Genomic DNA, 22,187 nt, shown 5'->3' with positions numbered 1-22,187 from the left:
CTGCTCCCCGGTATACCGTTGATTGTCCAGATCGGTCGGCGTACCCTGGAGCGTTAACACGCGGAAGGTCACTTGGTGATCTTCCGTTCTTTGTTTCAAGGGCTTTGGTTTGTCTGCTGCGTCATGTTTAGTTACATATTAGGGTTACGTTATTATCTTTTATATCGAACCTGATATCATATACAAACTGAATGCTGGCCAGGACCTCCGCCAGGGTCTCATGTTCGAAATGTCCATTGACATGCCACGCTTCGGAAGGCTGGCGTTGTACCTGGATCTCGACTCCGTACCACTGCTCCAGCTTCTCGATGGTGGCGGTAAAGTCGTTGTCACTGAATACCAGGACGCCATCTTTCCAACCGGTGACGTCTGCGACGTCGAACGTTACTTTCTCCACAGACTGGTCGGCCTGGCGAAATACCAGTCGCTCGCCCGGGACGAGCATGTGTTCTTGTTTATCGCGCCACGAATACTCCCGGGCCACCCGCACCTTGCCCTCGACGAGTGATACCGCGGTAGAGCCTTCGGCATCAAAAGACCGCACGTTAAACGATGTGCCGAGTACCACGGTCTGGATGTCCTTTGTCGTGACGACGAAAGGCTTCGCCGGATTTTTGACGACTTCAAAAAAGGCTTCGCCGGTGAGGGCTACGCTTCGGAGCGTATCGGAAAAAGACGCCGGGAATGTCAGCGTGCTGCTGGCATTGAGAAAGGCTACGCTGCCGTCTGGCAGGCTGATCCTTTTGCGCTGGCCCTTGGATGTTTGCACTTTTGTCAAGGCTACTTCTTCCGGGGAAGACACGAAACGGTACAGGTAGATGCTGCTGGAAACCATCAGCAGGAGGGAGGCGGCGATCTTTACCCACCGCATATACGTCTGTCGTTGAAGGCTTACCACCTTTCCCGCGTGGTCAGAGGTCTTCCCGGAGATAATATTCCCCAACAGCTGGTCTGCTTCCTGGGTGGACAGGAAGTCTTCTTTAAACTTGAGCTGCATCGCCAGCTCGCGGGCTTTGTTTACTGCCGGAAGCTTGTCGGGATTGGATTTTATCCAGTTTTTCCAATAAAAGTCTCTGTCGCCGGAAGGGTTCAGTACCCAGTCCTTAAAGTCCTTGTTGGACAGCAGCGATAACACAACATCTTCTTCCGGGGCGTTTACAGACATTTTTTGACCATTTACCCCTATAAGGGCGCAAACGTTGGAATGATACCGAAAAAGTTGATTTTTTTTTTAAAGACGCGAAATCGGGGTCGGAAGCAGCTTTTTTTGGGGGGCTGGTTGGGTCAGCGAAGGAATGACAGGAGGCCGGGGGCGACCAGGCAGGATAGGATGATCATCATGTCTTTAATATTAGACAGGGAGCGGTAGATCAGCCGGCGGGCAGAGGCGGTATGCGTGAAATTGAGGATTTTGGCGATATCCTGGTAGCTGAGCCCTTCATAGAAATAATAGAAGATGGCCTCGCGTTCTTTTTCTGTCAGGGCGGCGATGGCGTTGTTGAGCCGCAAAAGCTGCTGGTCGTGGAGCTGACGGTCGATAAACTTTACTTCGTCGGAGACCTCGATCTGCAGCTGGAAGATGTTGGCCAGCTGATTTTTCTGGTGTTCGCTCTCTTGTGCTTTTATGTAGTCGACGACGCGCCGGCGAAAGGCCTTGAATAAATAGAATTTAATGGAGGTGGTGTCGCCGAGGGTCTCGCGGTTTTTGCGGAGATAGATGAAAAAGTCTTGCAGGCAGTCTTTTACCAGTTCGTTGTCGCTGCAAAATTTGGTACCGTAGTTATAGAGCTTGTTGACGTAGGTCTTATAAATGTCGACAAAAGCAGCCTCATCGCCTTGCCGGAAGGCGCTCCAGAGCTCCAGGTCACTGGCCTTGTCGGCGGTGCGCTCAGGCTCCTGCGTCCTCGCAGACAGGAAGATGCTCACTTCTCTTGGGCGCGAATGGTTTTCCATCGTTTGTTATGATGAAATTATTTCTTTTTGGGGAAAAATCAAAACCGTATCGCTTTTAGCACGCGGTTGAGCGTGCGCCGATTTTTCTTTTTGCGGTAATGTCAAGCGAACGCCATTCGCTGCGTCTTGCGGGCGGGACCATCCGCACGTTCCGGATACATTCGTTTTCGATACCACTGCGACGCGATTCGCGATGCACTCTATGCGCCGGGCACGGGGGTGTACAACGTTACGTCTATGTGAATGGTGAGCAAAAATCACCGCCAGGAAGTATCGTGTCATGCCACCCCGGAAGCCTTTGCCAACGATACCACAATCATTCCCATTCGGCCTGCTTAACACCGCTTTAAAAAAGATCGATCAAGCGTAATGATTGCTTAATGAAACCGAGCGGCAGCCGTCCGATGATTTTTTCAATTTTGCCGCCTCTGAAAGGTCGCCTGTTAGTTCTCTGACATTCACAGCGCTTTAAACTTTATGTACATGAGTAAAATATCTACCAACAAATTATTACACGCGATCGCATGTCTGCTGCTGGTCGTGTTTTATTCTGCACCGCTGGATGCTGTGGGCAAGACAACCGCCGCTGCTTTTTTTCAACAACGAAAAGAAGTAAGCGGTAAAATTACCGACACCGCGACGGGTGAGCCTATACCCGGTGCGACTGTCCAGATTAAGGGAACATCGCTTGGTGCGATCACGGATGCCGCAGGAGTTTTTTCGCTGAGCGTTCCGGATGATGCCACGACGCTTGTCGTTTCTTTCCTGGGTTATAAAACGGTTGAACAAGCGATCGGTACCAGCACAAGGCTGTCCATTGCATTGGAGAGCGACACCCAATCGTTGGAAGAGTTTGTGGTGGTGGGTTATCAAACGATGCGCAAGAGTGATGTTACGGGAGCCATTGCCAGCGTGAAGGCCAGCGAGCTCAATCGTTCATCGCCCACGGTTGGTCAGGCGCTGGTGGGAAAAGTCGCTGGCGTGCAGATCTCGCAAGTAACGGGCGCTCCCTACAAGAGCACGAAGATCCGCGTGCGGGGTACAAGCTCGATCAACGCGAGCTCCGATCCGCTGTATGTAATCGATGGCTATCCGCAGAACGGCGATCTTTTTATCAACATGGAAGATGTCGAGTCCATCGAGGTATTGAAAGACGCCGCTTCGGCGGCCATCTATGGATCGCGGGCGTCCGGCGGTGTGATCCTGATCACCACAAAGCGAGGTAAAGAAGAAAAGCCGACCATCACCTACGATTATCAGTTTGGTGTCAATCAGCTTGCACGCAAGGTGGATGTTTTGAATGCCCGGCAGTTCTACGATCTCTTTGTCGACGCACATAACAAAACGTATAAAGACCTGGTAACGTCACAAGGCAAGGTGTGGAATGACGACATGGTGCGTGACGACAACACTACGCGGACCGCGTACACCAACAATACCAATGCAAATACGATCAGAATCCCCGAGTACATGTATGACTTCGCTTCGGGGACGATCAAAGATCCTGAATATGATACTGACTGGCAGGATGAGCTTTACCGGAACGCCATCAACAACCGTCATAATTTATCGGTTGTCGGTGGACGCAACGGCGTGCGGTATGCCGTTTCCGGCGGATACCAGGACCAGGAGGGGATTATCGTCAATACGGGCCTGAAGAAGTATAACCTGCGCGCTAACCTGGACGTCGACATTTCGAAACGGATGACGGTGGGCGCGAGCCTCGCCTATACAGATACGGAGTCGAGAGAGGTGACGGAAGGACGTTTTCACCAAAGCCCTGTACTCACGGCGTTGATCTACCTTCCTTTTCTGCCGGCCTACAATGAGGACGGAACGCCGGCACAGTATGGCATGGCCTCGCAAGCGGCGGATTATGCTTTTCAGGGTGACATCGAAAACCCGGTTGCGTATGTGCAACAGGTAAAGAATCTCCGTAAAACCACGCGAGCGACGTATAACGTCTACGGGCAATATAAGATCATCGAGCCGCTCACGGCCCGGCTCTCGTTCGGTACATACAACAATACCGACAACTGGGAGTTCTACCGGCCTACGAGCATCACCTCGGGTAACTTTGCGCCGTATTCGCCACAGGCGATTACCGCAGCCAATGCGCGCAATGCGCGATCGGACGAACGGGATTACCTCACCGAATTCACATTGAATTATACTAAGAAATTCGACAAGTTCGGCGTAAGCGGCGTGCTCGGAGCTTCCGCGCAATCCCATTATACAGACCTGATCGATATTTCGGCCAATGGATTTACCGACGACAAGGTACCCTATGTTACGGGCGGTGGCGCCGATCCCAGTAACTTTACCCGAAATAAAGAAAGCGCTATTACCGAATATACGATGGCGTCGGCCTTCGGTCGTGTGAACGTTACCTACCTCGACCGTTACCATCTCACGGCTACCTTCCGCGGAGACGGCAGCTCCCTTTTCGGTCCGGAAAACCGTTGGGCTTATTTCCCTTCCGTATCCGGCGGGTGGACGGTTTCCGATGAGACCTTTTACAAGGACCTGTTGGGCGAGCAAAGCACGTTGAAGATCCGGGCAAGCTGGGGGTTGAGCGGTAACAACGGTATCGGTGCATACAATTACCAGCAGACGATGACGCGCGGCGGTGTCGTGATCGGCAATAACGTTGTGACATCGATGTATCCTGGCCCTTTCCGCGATAACGAGCTGGGGTGGGAATCTACCTCGCAGACCAATATCGGCGCCGATGTGGGCTTGTTCGGCGGACGCTTGTCCGTCATTGCCAACTACTACGACAGCGACACCTACAACCTGCTGTTCTCCAAGCCGATCACGGCCGTGTCGGGCACGACGTCTATGCTCACGAACTTACCCGACTCGAAGATCAGCAACCGGGGCATTGACATTCAGCTCGATGGACTGATCGTGTCGTCAGGCGACTATGAAGTCCGCGCCAGCGGAAACTTCTCGCTGAACCGGAACAAGGTACTCGACCTCGGCGGGGCATCGACCATCATTACCAACGGAGCAGAGCGTTCGTACATGACGCACATTACGCAAGAAGGCCAACCCATCGGGATGTTCTATGGATTTGAGGTGGCCGGTATGGTAAAGACACAGGAGGAAGCAGACGCCATGAATAACGGCACGGGACATGCTCCATCGTCGGCACAGAGTACAAAGATACAGCCCGGTGATCTATACTTTGCCGATCTGTTTCCCGACGGTATGATCAACGATAAGGATAAGACGATCATCGGTAACCCACACCCTAAGTTTATTTATGGATTCAACCTGTCGGGCCGGTATAAGCGCTTCGATCTTTCGGTATCGGCAAACGGTTCATACGGCAACAAGGTGCTCGACGGACAGAACTATTACAACCTGAACATGGAAGGTTCGGGCAACCAGTACGCTGTTGTAGACGAGCGTTTCCGAACGCCGGAAAATCCCGGTAACGGAGAAGTCTACCGTGCGTCACGCGGCGGCACACAAAGTAACAGTACGCGCTTGTCCACATTTTATTTAAATGATGCCTCGTTCCTCAGAATTACCAATGTAACGCTGGGCTATTCCTGGAACATGGCGGCGCTGACGGGAAATACGATCTCGAACGTACGTTTCTATGTATCGTCGGATAACCTGCACACGTTCCAGAAATACAGAGGCTACAATCCCGAAGTGGATTATGCCAATGGCGGAAACCTGACGCCCGGCGTGGATTACGGTAAGTATCCACTGATGAGATCGTATAACGCAGGAATCAGAGTTCAATTCTAAACAGACTTTAACCATGAGAAATATAAGTTTACTGTTCGTGATCGTTGCGCTGGTGCTGGCATCGTGCAGCGATTATCTGGATGTACCTAACCCCAATGCCGTACCCAGCGATCGTTATTTTTCGTCGGAGATCGACGTCGACAAAGCTGTGGCCGGGATCTACCATGCCATCCGGAGCAATGACTGCTTAGGCGAGACCAGTGACCTGTTCAGCGAGGAACGCTCGGATAATACCGGCCGGCTGGACAACCAGGGCAACGCGGGAGAGCCTTTTCAGTTCACCAATTTTTCATTGTTGCCGGGCAACACCAACCTCAAGTCTCACTGGAGTGCATTGTATGTCGCCGTGTCGCGCGCCAACTATGTGTTGTCCTACGTGGACAATCCTTCCATTAAATTCACGAACGAGACCAATCGTGCGATCTATAAATCGGAGGCCCTTTTCCTGCGTGCCCTCACGTATTTCCATCTTGTGCGCAAGTGGGGCGACGTGCCGATGGTAACAGAAAACCTGACGTCCTATGATGCTATCGTGACACATACCTATCGCGTGCCACAGGAGGATGTGTATGCGCAGATCGTTGCCGATCTGAAAGCTGCCCTGGAATCTGAAATTCCCAACATACAGACCGCCGCGGGGAAGGGACGTACCTGCAAGGCAGCGATCAACGGGTTACTGGGCCAGGTGTACCTGACCATGGGTGAGCTCTTTGCCGCGAGCCGCCAGGAGAATCTCACCAACGCCAGGACCTACCTGGAAGTAGCGTATGGCATGCGTAGCTTCGGCCAGCTGTCTGAAATTCCGTATGCGGATGTGTTCGACGTGGCGAAGAAGAATACCTGTCCCGAGATCATTTTCCAGATCGTCTACAAGCAAGGCGATCAGAACTACGCGTCTGGCGTGGCAGCACGCAATCAATCCATCGGGGAGACCATCAACTCGCAGAAGCCGGCCACCGGACAGGGAACGTATGTTAACACCGACCTGGTGAACGACTATGAAACAAACGACATCCGTAAGGACTTCTCGGTGAAGTGGGCCGACCATGCGAAAGCAAAAGCCTGGTTTATTACCAAGTATCGCGATGCGAGCGCCGCCGCCGGTATCAACGCTTACGGCGGCAACGACTTTATCCTGATGCGGTATGCCGATATCATCCTCATGCTTGCCGAAGTGAACGAGCGCCTGGGGAATACCGCGGAGGCTATCGGCTACCTGGACCAGGCGCGTACACGGGCCGGTCTTCCGCCGTATGCCGCGGCGAACGCAGACGCAGCGTATCATACAAAATATCCGACGCTGCAGTTGGCCATATTGCACGAACGCCGGGTCGAGCTGGCGTTTGAGAACCATCGCCTGTTCGATCTGCTCCGTATCTTCGGCTCGGAACCCCAGGGATTTGTCGATTATATGAAGAGCAAGGATCCGGCGGACCACGGTATTTCGGATCTGAATAACGTGACGGTCAAAGATATTTATTTTCCAATCCCCTTCGACGAATACAAGCTCGATCCCGAGAAGATGTACCAGAACCCGGGATATAATTGATATGCCGGCGTCACCAAACCCACGCTGTGTTATTATCGTGATGCAGCGTGGGTTTCTTTTTGCGGGTGTCATATCGTGAAGTTTGCAGCGTCGTAACCTCCGGGGCTGATTATCCGTTAAAGTCAGATTCACGAACCCCCTAAAGTAGTATGATGCAAGAATATATTGAGATCCGCGGTGCGCGCGAGAACAATCTTCGGGACATCTCTCTTCGCGTGCCGAAACGGAAGATCACGATCTTTACCGGCGTTTCGGGCTCCGGCAAGTCGTCGATCGTCTTTGACACGATTGCCACGGAGGCGCAACGGCAGCTGTATGAGAACTTCACGATGTTTGTGCGCAACTTCCTGCCACGGTATGCCCCGCCGCACGCCGAGGCCATTGAAAACCTGAGCATGCCCATTGTGGTGGACCAGAAGCGACTGGGGGGCGGCTCGCACTCGACGGTCGGGACGATCACGGATATCGCCCCCGTGTTGCGGTTGCTATATTCCCGCGTAGGCCAGCCGCACGTAGGGTACTCCAATGCCTTTTCGTTTAACGATCCGCAGGGCATGTGCCCCGAGTGCAGTGGACTGGGAAAAAAAATGGGCGTGATTGCGGATTCGTTCGTGGACCTGGACAAGTCCTTAAACGAGGGCGCGGTACAGGTGCCGGTGTTTGCGGCATGGGAAAATTCCATGTACCCCGGCTCGGGGCTGTTCGACAACGACAAGAAGCTGCGCGACTTCTCGGCGGAGGAAATGGACCTGCTGCTGCACAGCAAGCCGCGCAAGGTAAAGATGCAGTTTGGCGGGGGCGAGATGAACGTTACCTACCAGGGGGTCATTGAAAAATTTACGAAGGCCTTTATCAAGCGCGATCTTAAGACGATGTCGGAGCGGACACAAAAACGCGTGGCACCGTATATCGGCCTGCAGTCGTGTCCGTTGTGTAAAGGCGCACGGTTGAGCCAGGCGGCGTTGCATTGCAAGATACAAGGCAAGAACATCGCCGAGCTGTCGGCGCTGGAGATCACGGAGCTGATCAGCATTCTCGGGGCGATCGATAGGCCCGTGGCAGGGCCGATGCTGGTTACGCTGCGGGAGCGGTTGCAGCACCTGGTCGACATCGGGCTGGACTACCTGAGCCTGGATCGCGAGACCAGCACCCTGTCGGGCGGCGAGTCGCAACGCATCAAGATGGTGAAGCACCTCAGCAGCAGCCTGGTGGACGTGATGTATATCTTTGATGAGCCGAGCGTGGGGTTGCACCCGCGCGATGTGCACCGGCTGAACGATCTGCTGAAGAAGTTGCGGGACAAGGGCAACACGGTGATCGTGGTGGAACATGACCCGGATGTGATCAAGGTGGCCGACCACATTGTCGACGTGGGGCCACACGCGGGCAAGCGCGGCGGCACCATCATGTTCGAGGGCACGTTTGATGCGCTGCTCACGTCCGACACACTTACCGGGCGGCATATGAAGCAAACCACACCGATTAAGAAAACGTTTCGGTCTTCCACCGGCGCGCTGGCGGTCCGGCATGCGCGGGTCAACAACCTGCATGATGTGAGTGTCGACATCCCCACCGGTATACTGACCGTCGTGACGGGAGTGGCGGGTTCGGGTAAAAGCTCGCTGATCCATCACGTATTCTTAAAGCAGCATCCTGGTGCCGTGGTGATCGACCAGTCGGCCGTGGGCACGTCGACACGGTCCAACCCGGCGACCTATACGGGCATTATGGACGACGTGCGGAAGGCGTTCGCTGTGAAGAACAATGTGAGCGCTTCGCTCTTCAGTTTCAACTCCGAGGGGGCGTGTGAGAAGTGCCAGGGGGCGGGTGTGCTCTATACCGATCTGGCATTTCTGGACGGCGTCAAGGTACCGTGCGACGTGTGCGAAGGAAAGCGGTTTAAGGAGGAGGTGTTACAGTATACCTTCGACGGCAAGTCGATCGCCGATGTGTTGGCGATGACCATGACCGAGGCCAGCGATTTCTTTCATCAAAAAGAGATCCAAAAGAAGCTTCAGGCGTTACGCGATGTGGGGCTGGATTACCTTACGCTCGGGCAGCCGCTCAGTACGTTGTCGGGCGGAGAGTGTCAGCGGATCAAGCTGGCGAGCGAGCTGCACAAGAAGGGCAGTGTCTATGTGTTAGACGAGCCGACCACCGGGTTACACATGTCGGATATCGAACACCTGTTGAGCATTATGAACCGTCTGGTGGATGCGGGCAACACGGTGATCGTGATCGAGCACAATGTGAGCGTTATGCGGAATGCCGATTGGATCATCGACATGGGACCGGACGGCGGACACAAGGGAGGGCGCGTGGTGTTTGAGGGGACGCCCCGGGAGTTGTTGGGAGTGAAGGAGTCTATTACGAGTGGGTACCTGGAATCCGTGTGAGAGGCGAAGAAAAGGCGCGAGTGTGTTCGACGGCTGCTCTTTTAGTATACACCCGCTGCACAGCATTCGGTTGGCTACAATGCCAGCCGATTCGGCTAACGATGCCGGTAATTCCCGGCGGAGATTTGTATTATGAAAAATCAAAGCATTAAAGCCAGGACGAATCTTTCGCCGCTGGAGTTCAGGCAGTCGTTTTAGGGGATGTATGGTCACGACGCCATCGGGCGGGCAGACACCGCGATTTATCCTATGAATACCCCGCATTTTGCCAGGGCGCGCAGGGGGAGTGCTTTTGTTTGCACCGGGGTTTTGTCACCTTTGGAGGTATGAAAAAGCGGGCTGGTATTCCGACGTTTAATCTTCGGGGGCGGGGCAAGGAGATGTTCGAGATCGCGCGGGTCGTGTCGAACGAGCTGGGTCTGCAAAGCACCAGTCCGCACCGGGATGAAAACTATATCTTGATGTTCCAGGAAAGCGGCAAGAGCCGGGTGATGATCGATTTTCACGAAGTGGAGGTGCACGGATGTGCTGCCTTGTGTATCCTACCCGGACAGGTGCATCATGGAATTTATACCCGGAACGCTGTCTTCTGGTTCATTGCAGTGGATTCGGACTGGATCCATCCTTCGTTCCGGTCGGTGTTAATGGAAAGCGCGGTTCGGAACCGCTCCATTGCCGTCGATCCGGCTCAGGTCTCTTTTTTCAAAGACAGCTTCCGGCTGCTGCTGCAGCTGGATGGGCGGTGGCAGCAAGATCCTCCTGTAGAGCTGACGCTGCGGTCGATGCTGGACGTTTGCCTGAACTTATTTTCCCTGGCTATTCAGCGGGATCTGGACGTACAGGCACGTCACCAGACGCGCCCGGCGCTGATCACGGAGCAATTCCGGAAATTGGTACTGGCCAATTTTCGCGTGATGAAGAGTCCGGCGCAGTACGCCGCGGCATTGCATATTTCTCCGGCTTATCTGAATGAGGTGGTGAAAGCGACCACGGGAAATCCGGTGAGCTACTGGATTCATCACGAAGTTATCCTGGAGGCTAAACGCACGCTCTTCTATACGTCGCAGTCCGTCAAGGAAATTGCGTTCAGGCTGGGATACGATGATCCGGGCTATTTTAACCGGTTGTTTCGTAAGACGACCGGACAGACGCCGCTGCAATTCCGGGAGAAGATCGCGATACCGTGATTTGTCCTATCATTGCCGTGGATGTGTCATTGTTGCCGGACAGCCCCTGCTCGTCCTTTGCGTTGTGTATCATTCATCGCACCGACGGACTATGGCAAATGTTATTAAGAAGGCAGTATTTAATCTGATCGAAAAAGCGATCATCGATGAAGGGAAGGTTTTGGAAATCCGGCGCTGGGAGCCGGCGACGATGGTCGAGATGGTGCTTTATCTTCCCGGCGTCGACATGACAGGCTGGAAATATATTCCCCGCCTGAAGTGCAAGGTGGGGGAGTTCGAATATCGCGATTATAGCCCTGCAACCTGGGACGTGGGAAAGAAACAATGTACCATGCTGGTGGAAACCGGGCACAAAGGGTTCGGCAGCGCGTGGGCGCAACAACTGCGCGTAGGCGACACGATACAATTTTCGCCGGCAAGCACGGTTTCGTTACCGTCGTCGGATGGCAACGTGTTGGGCCTGGGTGACGGAAGCGCGTTAGGCCATTTTATGGCGTTAAAGCAAATGATCTCGCCCGAGCGTTGCCCGCTGGATGTATATGTTTACTTGAGCGAGGCGTACACACTGCCCGCATCCCTGCTGGCGGAGCATGGCGGATTTAACTTTATGATGAAGCCGCATGCTGACGCGGGAGAGCTGTTGTTGAATTCCATTCGCGGGCGGAACCTGTCGGCGTATAGCTCGGTATATATTGCAGGGCACATTCCGATGGTGCAGAAAGTGCGAAAAGCGTTGAAGGCTACGTCGGGGTTTCGGGGGAAGGTGTTTGCGAACGGGTTTTGGTCGTGAGGGGTCGCGGGCGCTGTCGTGTACCCCACCGTTAGGAGGATCGGATCAAAAGTTGCATCTTAGATCGCGCAAGGGTGATTGTGGTATGTGTTGAATCCGGCGTGAGCTTATCGTTTCTTCTTTTTGCTGAATTGCTCGTCGATCAGGGCCGCTTCGAATAGTAATGCCCGGAGTTGATTTTCGTCGATGTCGCCCGGTTTCTTGAAATACATGTGATAGACTTGTTTGCGTCCTTCTGCTTGTAATACTCCATTTTCATGGGACATTAAATTACCCTGGTTGAAGCCGAGAACTACTCCTTTGGCTTTTTGTTTTTCATAATCGGTGTTTGCTTCCAGCGATGCAGACGGCGGCCAGATGAAGCAGATCAACCGGTGTCGGGTATAAAAGGGCATGGCCTGGCCCTTGTAGGCCTTCTCTGTTGCTTGGGGAAGGCATTCGGTGATCAGATCACGCAGTCGCCTGACGAGTACCTGCTCGTCAGGCGGAAGGGCCGCGATCAGCTGATCGATGTCGGTTGCGTTGGCGAAGGTCGGCATGGCTGTGGTAACCACGCGTTACCGGGCGGATCGCATGGCCTTTACTTTTTTTGTCTTTGCGTCTTTTAGGAATTTTTCATACTCCGGCGTCTCCACGCCATAAATGGCGACCTTGCCTTCGCTGTTGCTGTGAGCGCCAAAGCCATAGGTCTTCGTCAATGGTGAGGCCCGGAGGCAGGCTTGCCCTTTTGAGAAGAATTGTTCGCGGGCTGCCTTTTGCTCTTCCTTGGAAATGTCGTTCCGTTCAGCATATACCCGGAAGAGGATATCGTCGGAAGTGTACTTATAAGGGTTACGGGCGAGCAGAGCGTACTGCATTTCGGCAACGGTTTTTTTGTCTCCCTTGGAAGGCGGTTGGGTGCCGCTGCTGGCTTTTGTGTCGTCGGCTACTTCAATGAAGGTGTCGATGTAGTTGGTGGTGTGAACTTTCATTTCTGTCGATACTGTCGTACAATATAGTAAGGGGATGATTTGAGTGCAAAAGGAGGGCGGGGACACGCGCAGATGGCTTTGCACCGGCGTCGTGTTGGGCTTTTGTCAAAACTTTGTACCTTTAGAGGAGGGAGCCCATCGTGCGTGAATGAAAATGACGCAGGATGGGTTTTTGTATTTCCAATCTGAGGCTATGAAGAAACTGACCTTCGTTTATCTGTCTTTGGTGTGGCTGATAGGTGCATTGCCTGTGGCCGGGCAGCGTAGCACCGGGAGTTTACATAACACTTCTGTTTCCGCGCAGGCACCCAGGCAACCAGGACCCCAGCTACAACGGGTGTCGCCCACGGTACGTGCGTATTTAAAGCCGACGCAAAAATTGGAGGTGTTACAGCCTGATGGTTCGAAGGAACTGTTGCGTCGGGATGAGATCAAGGTGATCGATGGAAGACAGACGATTCGGTTAGGCGATGCTATCGGCAAACTGGATGAAAGACAGGTGCAACGGGTGGCGGGGAAAATGGATGACTCGCTGGCCGCTACGATCGATGTTACACAGTTGAAGATCCTTCCGGAATTGCATTTTGAGAAGTCCATGCACGATGGTGCCAGCACGACGTACCGCATTGCCTTCGCTTCGAACGTGCCGCTGGAGTTTGATGCGAAGAAGGAATTGTTCACGGGAGCGATCAGCTTCCTGTTGGTAGACGAATCGGAAGGTGCGGGCGTGACCACGCTGGATAAACCGGTACCGTTGCAGATCACCTCCAACACGATCCGCACGATCACCCCGAAGAATATCGAGCTCTCGCATCTGTTCCTCCCGTTGTCGGATGTCGTGTTGATGGAGCGCGATGTGCAGGACTCGGCATTGGTAAAGCTCGTGACTAATTTTAACCCGAATGGTTACGATGTGTTCGTGCCGGTTAAGCCGGCGTTGCAGCTCTCCATCGACCGGAAGTCTATTCAGGGCCTGGGGATCCAGGAGGTGCCGGTAACGATCCGGTATATTGGCTCTGCTTCGGACAAGTCGCGGAAGGTGAGCTTTCAGGCAGAGCGTGGAACGATCACCCCGTCTACGCTGGATCTGAAGTTTAACGAACCGGCTACGGTAATGCTCCGCTCCGAGGGCATCGGCACCGTATCGATCTCGGCAGAGGACTACACACAGCGGTATGAGATGACGGTGGCCTATACATTTCCCTGGATGTTCCTGGTGGCAGCGTTGGGTGGCGGCTTGTTCGGGGCGCTGCTTACATTTCTGAAGGGTGGGAAGAAATTCAGCGTGAAGCCTTTTGCCTATGCGGCATTGATCGGGTTGTTGTGCGCGGCGGCGTATTATGTTTTGGGATTGAACCTTCTGGACCTGAAAGTGAGCGAAGCGTTTAACGAAGTGGCCGTCGGCACGTTCTCCGCTCTCGGCGCTTTTTTCGGGGTCAATCGAAAGAAGGAGGAGGCCGCGTGAAAGGAGTATGACAGATTTTAATTATTTGCGCATCCAACCTTCGCCATCCGATGGGGTCCGTCACATTTTAGCTCACAACGTTATCGGTACCCCCGGATTGAGTATGTGCTATCAGCATACACAGGTCGCCCGAAAGATCGAAGGAATTGCAGCCCCGTATTTCGTCAGCCTCCAGCGCGGCAGCCAAACGGTGGGAACATGTTGCTTTTGCTTCCGGAGGGTCACGACGGGGCGCGGCGACATCCCTGCGTTTTACATACGGTATTTTGCTTTCCTGGATCAGTTTAAGCGTGTTGCTGCTGGCCGTAGGCCCGGCCGGCGCCCGAGTGTTTTGCGGGCAGAGATCGCCACGCTGCTGGAGACCGACACCTGGGCGCAGTCGACCGGTTCATATTTTCACTATGCGTATGTGGATCCGCGCAATGTGCGATCGGTGAGTTTGTGCCGTGCGTTCGGGTTCGAGAAGGTACGCCAGTACACCACGTTCATATTCACCCGCTTTAAGCTTCGCAGCGACGCTCAGCCCGAATCGTTGCAGTACGATGCATTGGCCGATATACAGCAGCGCCTGGGGCAGTTCTATGCAGACTACACCATGTTCAGTACCGAAAACTTGTTTCGTGACGGGCAGTACTTTGTGCTCCGGGATCCGCGCGGGCAGGTGGTGGCGGGGGTGCAGGCCACGCCGGACCGCTGGCAGGTCCACTCACTGCCTGGCCGTTATGGCAAAGCCTTACTGTCGGTTGTGTCGCGCATACCGATGCTGAACCGCGTTATAGGCCACCAATACAGATTCCTGGCACTGGAGGGTCTTTATTATGCGGAGGGCTGCCAGAATGATCTGCAACGGTTGGTCGAGGCTTTGCTGGCAAAATACCAGGTAAACTCCGCTATTACCGTGGTCGACCGGGATTCTGCGTTGTGTGAGACGTTAAAGACGCTGGACCTGGGCGTTGTGCAAAAGATCATGAAGAATGCCGGCGGCGATGTGATCTGCAAGTTTATCCAAGTGCCTGAGGAGGTTCGGTCAGGTCTCCGCACACGGCCGGCGTATATCTCCGCAACGGATGTCACCTGATATTACATAACCTGCCCCGAGCGGGCTTCTCTCCCCGTCCGGACGGGTTAATAGTGCCTTACTTTTTGATTATCAATGCGTTGTATCGATCCGGAACAAGGGTTAATAAGCCCGTTTTAACACCAGAAGCAGAAATATGCCCCCAATCGATTGCTGAATGGATTTAGCAGGCGAAAGTTTCTACTGATTCCACCTTACGCCACCGATTAATTCGACCTTAATTTTTCCGGTTTGCGGTTCAAAATTTTTCTGCGACCGCAAACAGCAAAAGTGCGTGGAAACGCAGATTAGCAATTTTTTCCGGCTCATTAACCCGGTTCTAACCCATTATCTAACCACCCCGCTGGTAAAATCGATACGATTTGCAATCGATAGAAAGCATTTCGCAATCGATAACACACTAAACAACTAAACTGAAGAAGTTCTTTTTATCTAAACCTAAAAACCAATGAGTAAAACTTTACGATTCTTACAGTACGTTATGCTGCTGGGGACATTCGTTGTGTTGTTGAGTTCCTGCGAGGACGACGAGGGGACGAGCGTTGCATTAGGGACCATTTCCGGTACGGTGACGGGCGAGCAGGGACAGCCTCTGTCTGACGTCACGGTGACCGTGTCGGGCGTCAAAGAGGAGGACATCGTGGTGACGACCGATGCCAACGGGAAATATTCCGTTGACGGAGTGTCAGTGAAGCTGCATGCGGTGACATTCTCCAAAACGGGACTGTTGCGCACAAGCCTGAGCGTAGACGCTGGTGATTTTGACGAAAACAACCGCGCAACGGTGGACGCGTCTATGTTGGATGCGTCGAAACTGATCGTGGGTGTTGTGAAAGACGCCAAGAATGGTCTGGCACCGCTGGAAGGCGTACGGGTGTCTGTAGGGGTAGCTGGCGAAGCGGTTACCGGCGCCGACGGCAGCTTTACCATCGAGAACCTCATCGTTGACAATTATTCTGTCACGTTCCATAAAGACGGCTACGTCGACGTGACAAAAACGGTCGGCAAAGGCGACTTTGATGTTGCCACCGGCATTGCCAATGTCGGCGATGTGAACATGGGCGGCAAAGAGATTCTGCGTGGATTAACAGCCGACGATTTAGCTGCCGCTGAAAAGTGGTACTTCAACGAATACCGCGGCGGCCGAAACGCTGATTCTTACCCGCACTGGGACTGGTCGACGAACTATATGGGTACGCTTGATTTCCGGGGTAACTGGGAAGAGCAGAACGAAGGCACAACACTACGCATTCGCAATGACGACGCTGATCGCGCGAATCCCGCCAATCTGGATGTATTCGACTCTTTCGTATTTGGCAGCAAGAAAATTACGGACGATAACAAAATCCTGTCGCTGCGCGTGCGTACACACAGTGCATCGGATGCCGCACCGACGATCTGGGGCGTGCAGGTGGTTGACCTTTCTGCAGCGGATCCGGTTGCCGTTAAGATCGGTGAAACCAAAGGCTTAAACTCCGAAGCGTATCAGGATTTCGACTTTGACCTGAGTGCCTATGTAGGCAAAGAGGTTATCATCGCTGTCGGTACCTATCGTGCAGCAACCGGTGACTACTGGAAACAACTTGTTCTACGGGCTATTCGCTTTTCTAACCGGAAGGTTATCGGCTGGGAGTGGCTGCCGGGTACTGAAATTGTTAACGGCTGGAAGCTGACCACAGAGACAGCAGCGTCGACAATGCCGCAGACGAAGAAGATTTTCTCCGGGCTGACCACCTACACCGGCGATAAAAACCGTGATCACTATATCGAAGCGTATCGCAGCTGGAGGGATAATAACCACATCGGCGCGAACTGGTCGTTGTTGCCAGTGAAGAAAGACCCGGAGCCTTTTGCCGGACAAGGGTTCATTATCAAGACGCGCGACGATAACGAAACGAGCTCTACCGTACCGGAAGCACAAATCTATGCCAAGTTCTCCATCAGCGGTGGCAGCGATCAACTGGTATTGCATGCGCGCAATTTCAGTGGCAGTCCCACCTACTTTAAAGTAAGCGCCGTACAGAATGACGGGACGTTAACGCATCTCTCGCCTACGTCAAACACAGCAAACAGCGCGAGCGCCGACGTGGACGGACTCTGGAAGTTTTCACACCAGGCAGGCGAAGGAAACGGTGAGCTGAGTGCTTACGCCAGCTTTGAATATGACTTATCGTCGTTTGACGGCCAGGACGTAACCATCGTGATTGGCGTGTACAACATGGTTAAGTCCGGCGAAAACAAACTGAGCATCCGACAGATTGAATTGAAATAACGAAAGAGGGGATTAGACAAATGATACGACTACGCAACTTATTAACTACCTGCAGCCTTGTTTTATTGTTCATTTTTGCTGCCTGTAGTGATACATCGTCGGACAACGGACCGGATAAAGATCCGGACGGCGATGGCGACGTAAACCAGCCCGAACAAAACCTGAAGCGGGCCATGGAGCTGACCGACGCGACGATTGCCGGTCACTTTACAGGTGACGGCATGGCGATGGCCCGCTACTACAATCCGTATACGGGTAATCGCCCCGACGAAAAGGGTAGTGTCTGGATGTATACAGCCGGTATCGAAGCGGTAAACGCTATTCTTCACGGTCTTCAGGCACAGAAGGAACACGGCAAACCTGCCTTGTATGATGCAAACTTTAACAAGTACAAAGAGCTGTTGTCCAGCCTGTATGAGAACGCGGATTACTACAAAGGAACGTTTGAGCTGACATCGTACACACAGACCAAAAGCTGGTCGGTGTACGGTGTGAATCGCGGCAGCGGGAAGGGCTCCGCGGAGGTAGAAGGCGTCATGAACGTGTATGACGACCAGATGTGGTTTATCCGCGAGATGCTCGAAGCCTATAAGCTGACAGGCGACACGAAGTATCTGGAGAAAGCAGAATACCTGACCGAGTATGTGCTGGACGGCTGGGATTGTACCCGCAACGACGACGGCACCGAGCGTGGAGGTATTACCTGGGGACCGGGTTACATTACCAAACACTCCTGCAGCAACGGACCGATGGTAAGCCCCCTGGTATGGCTGCACGAGCTGTACAAGGATAAAGACGATGTGACCACACGCCATTACGTCGACGCGACCGACAAGAAGACGCGTTTGACGGAAGAGGTAAAGAAGAGTGACTACTACCTGGATTTTGCCAAGAAGATCTATGCCTGGCAAAAACAAGCGCTGTTGCGCAGCAGCGAAGGAGTATACGACGACCTGATGGGCGGATGTGCTCCCAATAAGCATGAGCTCGAGGTTGTCGACGGCGTAAGCTATCGCAAAGGCGTTGCTTGCAACAGCCCGGCAGGCCCTCCGTATTCGTACAACAGCGGATCCATGCTTTCGGGCAGCGCCGATCTGTACCGTGTTACGGGTGAGGCAGCGTATCTGGCCGATGCCAAGAAACTGGCGGACGACACCTTCAAGTACTTCGCGAAGCCGAACGCCACCAAGCAAGGGTATTATACCTATGCCATCACAGGCTTTAACACATGGTTCAATGGCGTACTGGCGCGTGCCTATGTAGATGTTGCTCCTTCATACGAAGCGGCCGGTACATATGCTGAAACGTTTCAGAAAAACCTGGACTACGGCTACGACAACTTCGCCTACAAGGGATTTTTGCCCATCAATTTGTTGCTGGGCTGGTCTCGTGACAACAACCAGAACCAGGTGGAGGGCATGTTCAATTTTACGTATGCCGCCGAATACGCTGTATTGGCGCGCTATCAACTGGAGAAATAAGTTCTAAGATCTTTAGCGTATGCAGAAAAAATACAAATCATTGTCAAAGAAACTGCTGAAGTATTCCGCCTACGGAATCGTGACGCAGTGCGTTGTCGTTGCTTCTGTTTTTGCAGCGGAAGCAAACGACGCCAACCCTATAATAAACCATACAGCCGCCATCACTGCCGTTTCGCCGTTGCAGGGCATTACCGTAACGGGTACGGTCACGTCGGCGGACGATGGCTCGGGCTTGCCGGGTGTGAGCGTGATTGTGAAAGGTACAACCCGCGGCACCACGACCGACGCCGATGGCAAGTATGTAATTAATGTCAACAGCGCAGACGAGGTGCTGGTACTTTCGTTTATCGGTTATGTACAGCAGGAGGTTGCAGTGGGTGCGCAAACGAACATCGACGTAGCACTGGTGTCGGATATTACGCAGCTGGGCGAGGTGGTGGTCGTGGCATACGGTACACAACAAAAGGTTACCCTGACCGGATCGGTAGCCGCCATCAAGGGTGAAGAATTACGCCGGACCAAAAACGAAAACCCGCAGAACATGCTTACGGGTCGCGTAGCCGGTGTGCGTTTGTGGCAACGAAGCGCAGAGCCCGGTACGTATAACACTAGCTTCGATATCCGCGGTATGCAGGGCGATCCACTGGTCGTGATCGACGGTGTACCCCGCACCATGGCGGATTTTCAACGCATGAATCCTGCCGACATCGACGACATCTCGGTACTGAAAGATGCGGCGGCCGCCATCTACGGCGTGCGCGCCGCGAGCGGCGTGCTGCTGGTAACGACCAAGAAAGGAACGAAAGGAAAGCCGGTCATCAGCTACAACGGTTCCGTTACTATTCAGAAGCCGTCTAACATGCCCAAGCTGGCAGACGCTTACGGTACCATGACGCTTTATAACGAGCAGAGCAGGAACAACATCAATGGTGGCAATATCATCTATGACGAGGCGGACTTTGAAGCCTTCCGCACCGGGCAGCGGCCTACCACCGATTGGAACTCACTGATCATCGCCAATACGGCTCCGCAAACGCAACACGATATCAGCATCGCCGGTGGAAACGATAATACGCAATATTATATCGGCGGCGGATACCTTTATCAGGAGGGGATCTTCAAATCGGGTGACCTGAACTACAATAAGTATAACCTGCGTACCAATATCACCACGGAACTTTACAAAGGCGTATCGCTGAATCTCAACCTGGCGGGAGTTTCGGACGAACGTAATACACCCTACGCAAGCTCGGTGGACATCATCCGGAACTACTGGGCGCAGGGTGTCCTGTTTCCCGCGTATGCGGATCCCGAAGGTACGATGCTGAACTATGAGGGCCTGGCGCTGGAGCAAAATACGGTGGCGATGATGACCTCTGATATCTCCGGGTATCGGAAGTTCAGACAAAAGGATTTTCAATCTTCCGCGTCGCTTACATTCGATTTTGGCACGGTGTCACCGGCGCTGGAAGGGTTGTCTGCGAAAGGTATGTTTAGCTATGATTACCGTCAAAACAACAACGACGCGTATCGTCGCGAGTATTTCCAGTATGCGATTGACCCGCTTTCCGGCGAATACGTTTCCAAATTGTACAACCTGAGCTCACCCAACCAGTTGCAACGCGAAATGTCGGAGAGACGGCAGTGGTTAGGTCAGTTCCTGTTGAATTATAACCGCACCTTCGGTGAAACAAAACTGGTGGGATTGCTTGGCTGGGAGAGCCAGAATAAAACAGGCGACAACTTCTTTGCACGCCGGAACCTGGCCTTCGGCTTACCGTATTTGCTCGCGGGCGTAAACGACGAGGGTATGGTGAGCGGGATGGGCTCGACTACAGACGACGTATATGAGATCGCCAACGCGGCCGCACTCGGCCGGGTGAACGTTACACACAAGGATCGCTACATTGCCGAGTTCCAATTCCGCTATGATGGTTCTTCGAAGTTCGTGGAAGATAATCAGTGGGGCTTTTTCCCTTCGGGGTCCATCGGCTGGCGGATTTCGGAAGAACCTTTCTTTCAAAACATTTCGGCATTGTCGTTCGTGGACCAGTTGAAATTCAGAGCGAGTTACGGTGTAACTTCCAACGACGGTACACTGGGGTATGATTGGTATCCCGGTTATAAATATCCGTCCACCAACTCGAACGCGGCAAACGGTTATTATAACCAGTGGGCTCCCGGTAATGTGTTTGGCGGTCAGTTTATTAACGGCGCCGATGTAATCGTTAGTAATAGCGAGTTAACGTGGTGGGAAGCACATACGTTCAACGTCGGCGTGGACTATGAAGGCTGGAACGGTTTGTTTGGCTTTTCGTTAGACTATTTCCAACGCAAACGGACCGGACTCCATACACAGCGTAGCAGTGAAATTCCTACGATCGTAGGTACCGCCGCTCCCGTTGAAAACCTCGACCGTGACCGTCAGTTTGGTCTTGATCTCGAGCTCAATCACCGTAATAAAATCGGTGAGCTTGCCTACAAGGTGCGCGCGATTGCTACCATTACGCGTCGCGAATGGCTGTTCGGTGCTGCCAATGGCCCGTACGGAAACTCATACGACAAATGGCGTAACGACAACCTGAACAATCGCTATCAGGGCATCCAGTTCGGCTTCGAGTCTGCCGGACGTTATACAAGCTGGGAGGATATCTGGAGCTATCCGATCTACAAAGATCGCGACATTCTGCCGGGTGATTACAAATACGAAGACTGGAACGGCGACGGCGAGATCAACGATCAGGATCAACACCCGTATGCATTCGATCAGACACCGTGGTTGAATTTCAGCCTGGGCGCGGACTTTAATTACAAGAATTTCGATTTGAACTTCCTGTTCCAGGGTACCGCGATGGGTTCGATGGCCTACCAGGAACCGCTCTACCGTATTTGGGGTAGCAACGGTGGTGGCGCGTTGGAGCAATACCTCGATCGTTGGCACCCGGTAGATCCGAATGCGGATCCCTACAACCCGGAAACCGAATGGGTGAGTGGTTACTATGGTTACACCGGACATTATCCGCGTGACAATTCATCCTTCAACCGCGTGAGCACAGCCTACCTGCGTTTGAAGAGCATAGAGCTGGGGTACTCCTTACCGAAGCGTTCTTCGTCATCCCTGGACGTCCGCGTGTTCGCTAACGCTTACAACGTGTTTACAATCACCGACGTGAAATTTGTCGATCCCGAGCACCCCGACAGCGACCTGGGACGACTGTATCCGCTGAACAAGACCTATACGCTGGGTGTATCGGCTAAATTTTAACGTTAAAGACTAACG

The 22,187-nt window shown here is 53.3% G+C and carries 14 protein-coding genes; 10 read left to right on the top strand and 4 right to left on the bottom strand.

Annotation, left to right across the window (positions count from 1 at the left end):
- Positions 1 to 127: 127 nt before the first annotated feature.
- On the bottom strand, positions 128 to 1,165 hold the full coding sequence (locus KK078_RS10980; protein WP_254090320.1) for a FecR family protein: 1,038 nt from the start codon (positions 1,163 to 1,165) through the stop codon (positions 128 to 130).
- A 119-nt stretch (positions 1,166 to 1,284) separates the two neighbouring features.
- Positions 1,285 to 1,953 (bottom strand): RNA polymerase sigma factor, encoded by a 669-nt coding sequence (locus KK078_RS10975; RefSeq protein ID WP_254090319.1) that lies wholly within the window; start codon positions 1,951 to 1,953, stop codon positions 1,285 to 1,287.
- A 483-nt stretch (positions 1,954 to 2,436) separates the two neighbouring features.
- Between KK078_RS10975 and KK078_RS10970 the strand changes: the two genes are divergently transcribed.
- From KK078_RS10970 to KK078_RS10950, 5 genes are all read left to right on the top strand, one after another.
- The gene (locus KK078_RS10970) at positions 2,437 to 5,718 is read left to right on the top strand and encodes a SusC/RagA family TonB-linked outer membrane protein (RefSeq protein WP_254090318.1); all 3,282 of its coding nucleotides are present in this window, start codon (positions 2,437 to 2,439) and stop codon (positions 5,716 to 5,718) included.
- Between the two features lie 13 nt (positions 5,719 to 5,731).
- A complete protein-coding gene (locus KK078_RS10965; protein WP_254090317.1) occupies positions 5,732 to 7,267 on the top strand; it encodes a RagB/SusD family nutrient uptake outer membrane protein in 1,536 nt (511 codons plus the stop codon).
- A 149-nt stretch (positions 7,268 to 7,416) separates the two neighbouring features.
- The gene (locus tag KK078_RS10960; RefSeq protein ID WP_254090316.1) at positions 7,417 to 9,663 is read left to right on the top strand and encodes an ATP-binding cassette domain-containing protein; all 2,247 of its coding nucleotides are present in this window, start codon (positions 7,417 to 7,419) and stop codon (positions 9,661 to 9,663) included.
- Positions 9,664 to 9,989: 326 nt separating this feature from the next.
- Positions 9,990 to 10,850: a helix-turn-helix domain-containing protein gene (locus tag KK078_RS10955; protein ID WP_254090315.1), complete on the top strand. Its 861-nt coding sequence runs from the start codon at positions 9,990 to 9,992 to the stop codon at positions 10,848 to 10,850.
- 91 nt (positions 10,851 to 10,941) lie between these two features.
- The gene (locus KK078_RS10950) at positions 10,942 to 11,640 is read left to right on the top strand and encodes an SIP domain-containing protein (RefSeq protein WP_254090314.1); all 699 of its coding nucleotides are present in this window, start codon (positions 10,942 to 10,944) and stop codon (positions 11,638 to 11,640) included.
- A 107-nt stretch (positions 11,641 to 11,747) separates the two neighbouring features.
- On the opposite strand, the gene KK078_RS10945 is transcribed toward KK078_RS10950, so the two are convergent.
- Positions 11,748 to 12,179 carry a DUF1801 domain-containing protein gene (locus KK078_RS10945; protein ID WP_254090313.1) on the bottom strand — a complete coding sequence of 144 codons (432 nt, stop codon included), beginning with the start codon at positions 12,177 to 12,179 and terminating at the stop codon, positions 11,748 to 11,750.
- Positions 12,180 to 12,197: 18 nt separating this feature from the next.
- On the bottom strand, positions 12,198 to 12,611 hold the full coding sequence (locus KK078_RS10940; RefSeq protein WP_254090312.1) for a DUF6157 family protein: 414 nt from the start codon (positions 12,609 to 12,611) through the stop codon (positions 12,198 to 12,200).
- Positions 12,612 to 12,804: 193 nt separating this feature from the next.
- Between KK078_RS10940 and KK078_RS10935 the strand changes: the two genes are divergently transcribed.
- The 5 genes from KK078_RS10935 to KK078_RS10915 all read left to right on the top strand — a co-directional run bounded on the left by KK078_RS10935 (position 12,805) and on the right by KK078_RS10915 (position 22,172).
- The gene (locus tag KK078_RS10935) at positions 12,805 to 14,076 is read left to right on the top strand and encodes a hypothetical protein (protein WP_254090311.1); all 1,272 of its coding nucleotides are present in this window, start codon (positions 12,805 to 12,807) and stop codon (positions 14,074 to 14,076) included.
- A gap of 103 nt (positions 14,077 to 14,179) precedes the next feature.
- On the top strand, positions 14,180 to 15,154 hold the full coding sequence (locus KK078_RS10930; RefSeq protein ID WP_254090310.1) for a hypothetical protein: 975 nt from the start codon (positions 14,180 to 14,182) through the stop codon (positions 15,152 to 15,154).
- Between the two features lie 448 nt (positions 15,155 to 15,602).
- A complete protein-coding gene (locus tag KK078_RS10925) occupies positions 15,603 to 17,426 on the top strand; it encodes a carboxypeptidase-like regulatory domain-containing protein (protein WP_254090309.1) in 1,824 nt (607 codons plus the stop codon).
- A gap of 20 nt (positions 17,427 to 17,446) precedes the next feature.
- The gene (locus KK078_RS10920) at positions 17,447 to 18,907 is read left to right on the top strand and encodes a glycoside hydrolase family 76 protein (RefSeq protein ID WP_254090308.1); all 1,461 of its coding nucleotides are present in this window, start codon (positions 17,447 to 17,449) and stop codon (positions 18,905 to 18,907) included.
- Positions 18,908 to 18,926: 19 nt separating this feature from the next.
- A complete protein-coding gene (locus KK078_RS10915) occupies positions 18,927 to 22,172 on the top strand; it encodes a SusC/RagA family TonB-linked outer membrane protein (RefSeq protein ID WP_254090307.1) in 3,246 nt (1,081 codons plus the stop codon).
- Positions 22,173 to 22,187 lie beyond the last annotated feature (15 nt).

The sequence above is a fragment of the Dawidia soli genome (assembly GCF_018598185.1).
In the GTDB taxonomy this organism is placed as follows: domain Bacteria; phylum Bacteroidota; class Bacteroidia; order Cytophagales; family Cyclobacteriaceae; genus Ohtaekwangia; species Ohtaekwangia soli.
Note: the sequence above shows the minus strand (reverse complement) of the source record. Positions and strands in the feature narration are given on the sequence as shown.

What these genes read in the sequence shown, in the direction of transcription:
- KK078_RS10980 (WP_254090320.1), bottom strand. Translation starts at nt 1,165, where the DNA reads ATGTCTGTAAACGCCCCGGAAGAAGATGTTGTGTTATCGCTGCTGTCC.
- KK078_RS10975 (WP_254090319.1), bottom strand. Translation starts at nt 1,953, where the DNA reads ATGGAAAACCATTCGCGCCCAAGAGAAGTGAGCATCTTCCTGTCTGCG.
- KK078_RS10970 (WP_254090318.1), top strand. Translation starts at nt 2,437, where the DNA reads ATGAGTAAAATATCTACCAACAAATTATTACACGCGATCGCATGTCTG.
- KK078_RS10965 (WP_254090317.1), top strand. Translation starts at nt 5,732, where the DNA reads ATGAGAAATATAAGTTTACTGTTCGTGATCGTTGCGCTGGTGCTGGCA.
- KK078_RS10960 (WP_254090316.1), top strand. Translation starts at nt 7,417, where the DNA reads ATGATGCAAGAATATATTGAGATCCGCGGTGCGCGCGAGAACAATCTT.
- KK078_RS10955 (WP_254090315.1), top strand. Translation starts at nt 9,990, where the DNA reads ATGAAAAAGCGGGCTGGTATTCCGACGTTTAATCTTCGGGGGCGGGGC.
- KK078_RS10950 (WP_254090314.1), top strand. Translation starts at nt 10,942, where the DNA reads ATGGCAAATGTTATTAAGAAGGCAGTATTTAATCTGATCGAAAAAGCG.
- KK078_RS10945 (WP_254090313.1), bottom strand. Translation starts at nt 12,179, where the DNA reads ATGCCGACCTTCGCCAACGCAACCGACATCGATCAGCTGATCGCGGCC.
- KK078_RS10940 (WP_254090312.1), bottom strand. Translation starts at nt 12,611, where the DNA reads ATGAAAGTTCACACCACCAACTACATCGACACCTTCATTGAAGTAGCC.
- KK078_RS10935 (WP_254090311.1), top strand. Translation starts at nt 12,805, where the DNA reads ATGAAGAAACTGACCTTCGTTTATCTGTCTTTGGTGTGGCTGATAGGT.
- KK078_RS10930 (WP_254090310.1), top strand. Translation starts at nt 14,180, where the DNA reads ATGTGCTATCAGCATACACAGGTCGCCCGAAAGATCGAAGGAATTGCA.
- KK078_RS10925 (WP_254090309.1), top strand. Translation starts at nt 15,603, where the DNA reads ATGAGTAAAACTTTACGATTCTTACAGTACGTTATGCTGCTGGGGACA.
- KK078_RS10920 (WP_254090308.1), top strand. Translation starts at nt 17,447, where the DNA reads ATGATACGACTACGCAACTTATTAACTACCTGCAGCCTTGTTTTATTG.
- KK078_RS10915 (WP_254090307.1), top strand. Translation starts at nt 18,927, where the DNA reads ATGCAGAAAAAATACAAATCATTGTCAAAGAAACTGCTGAAGTATTCC.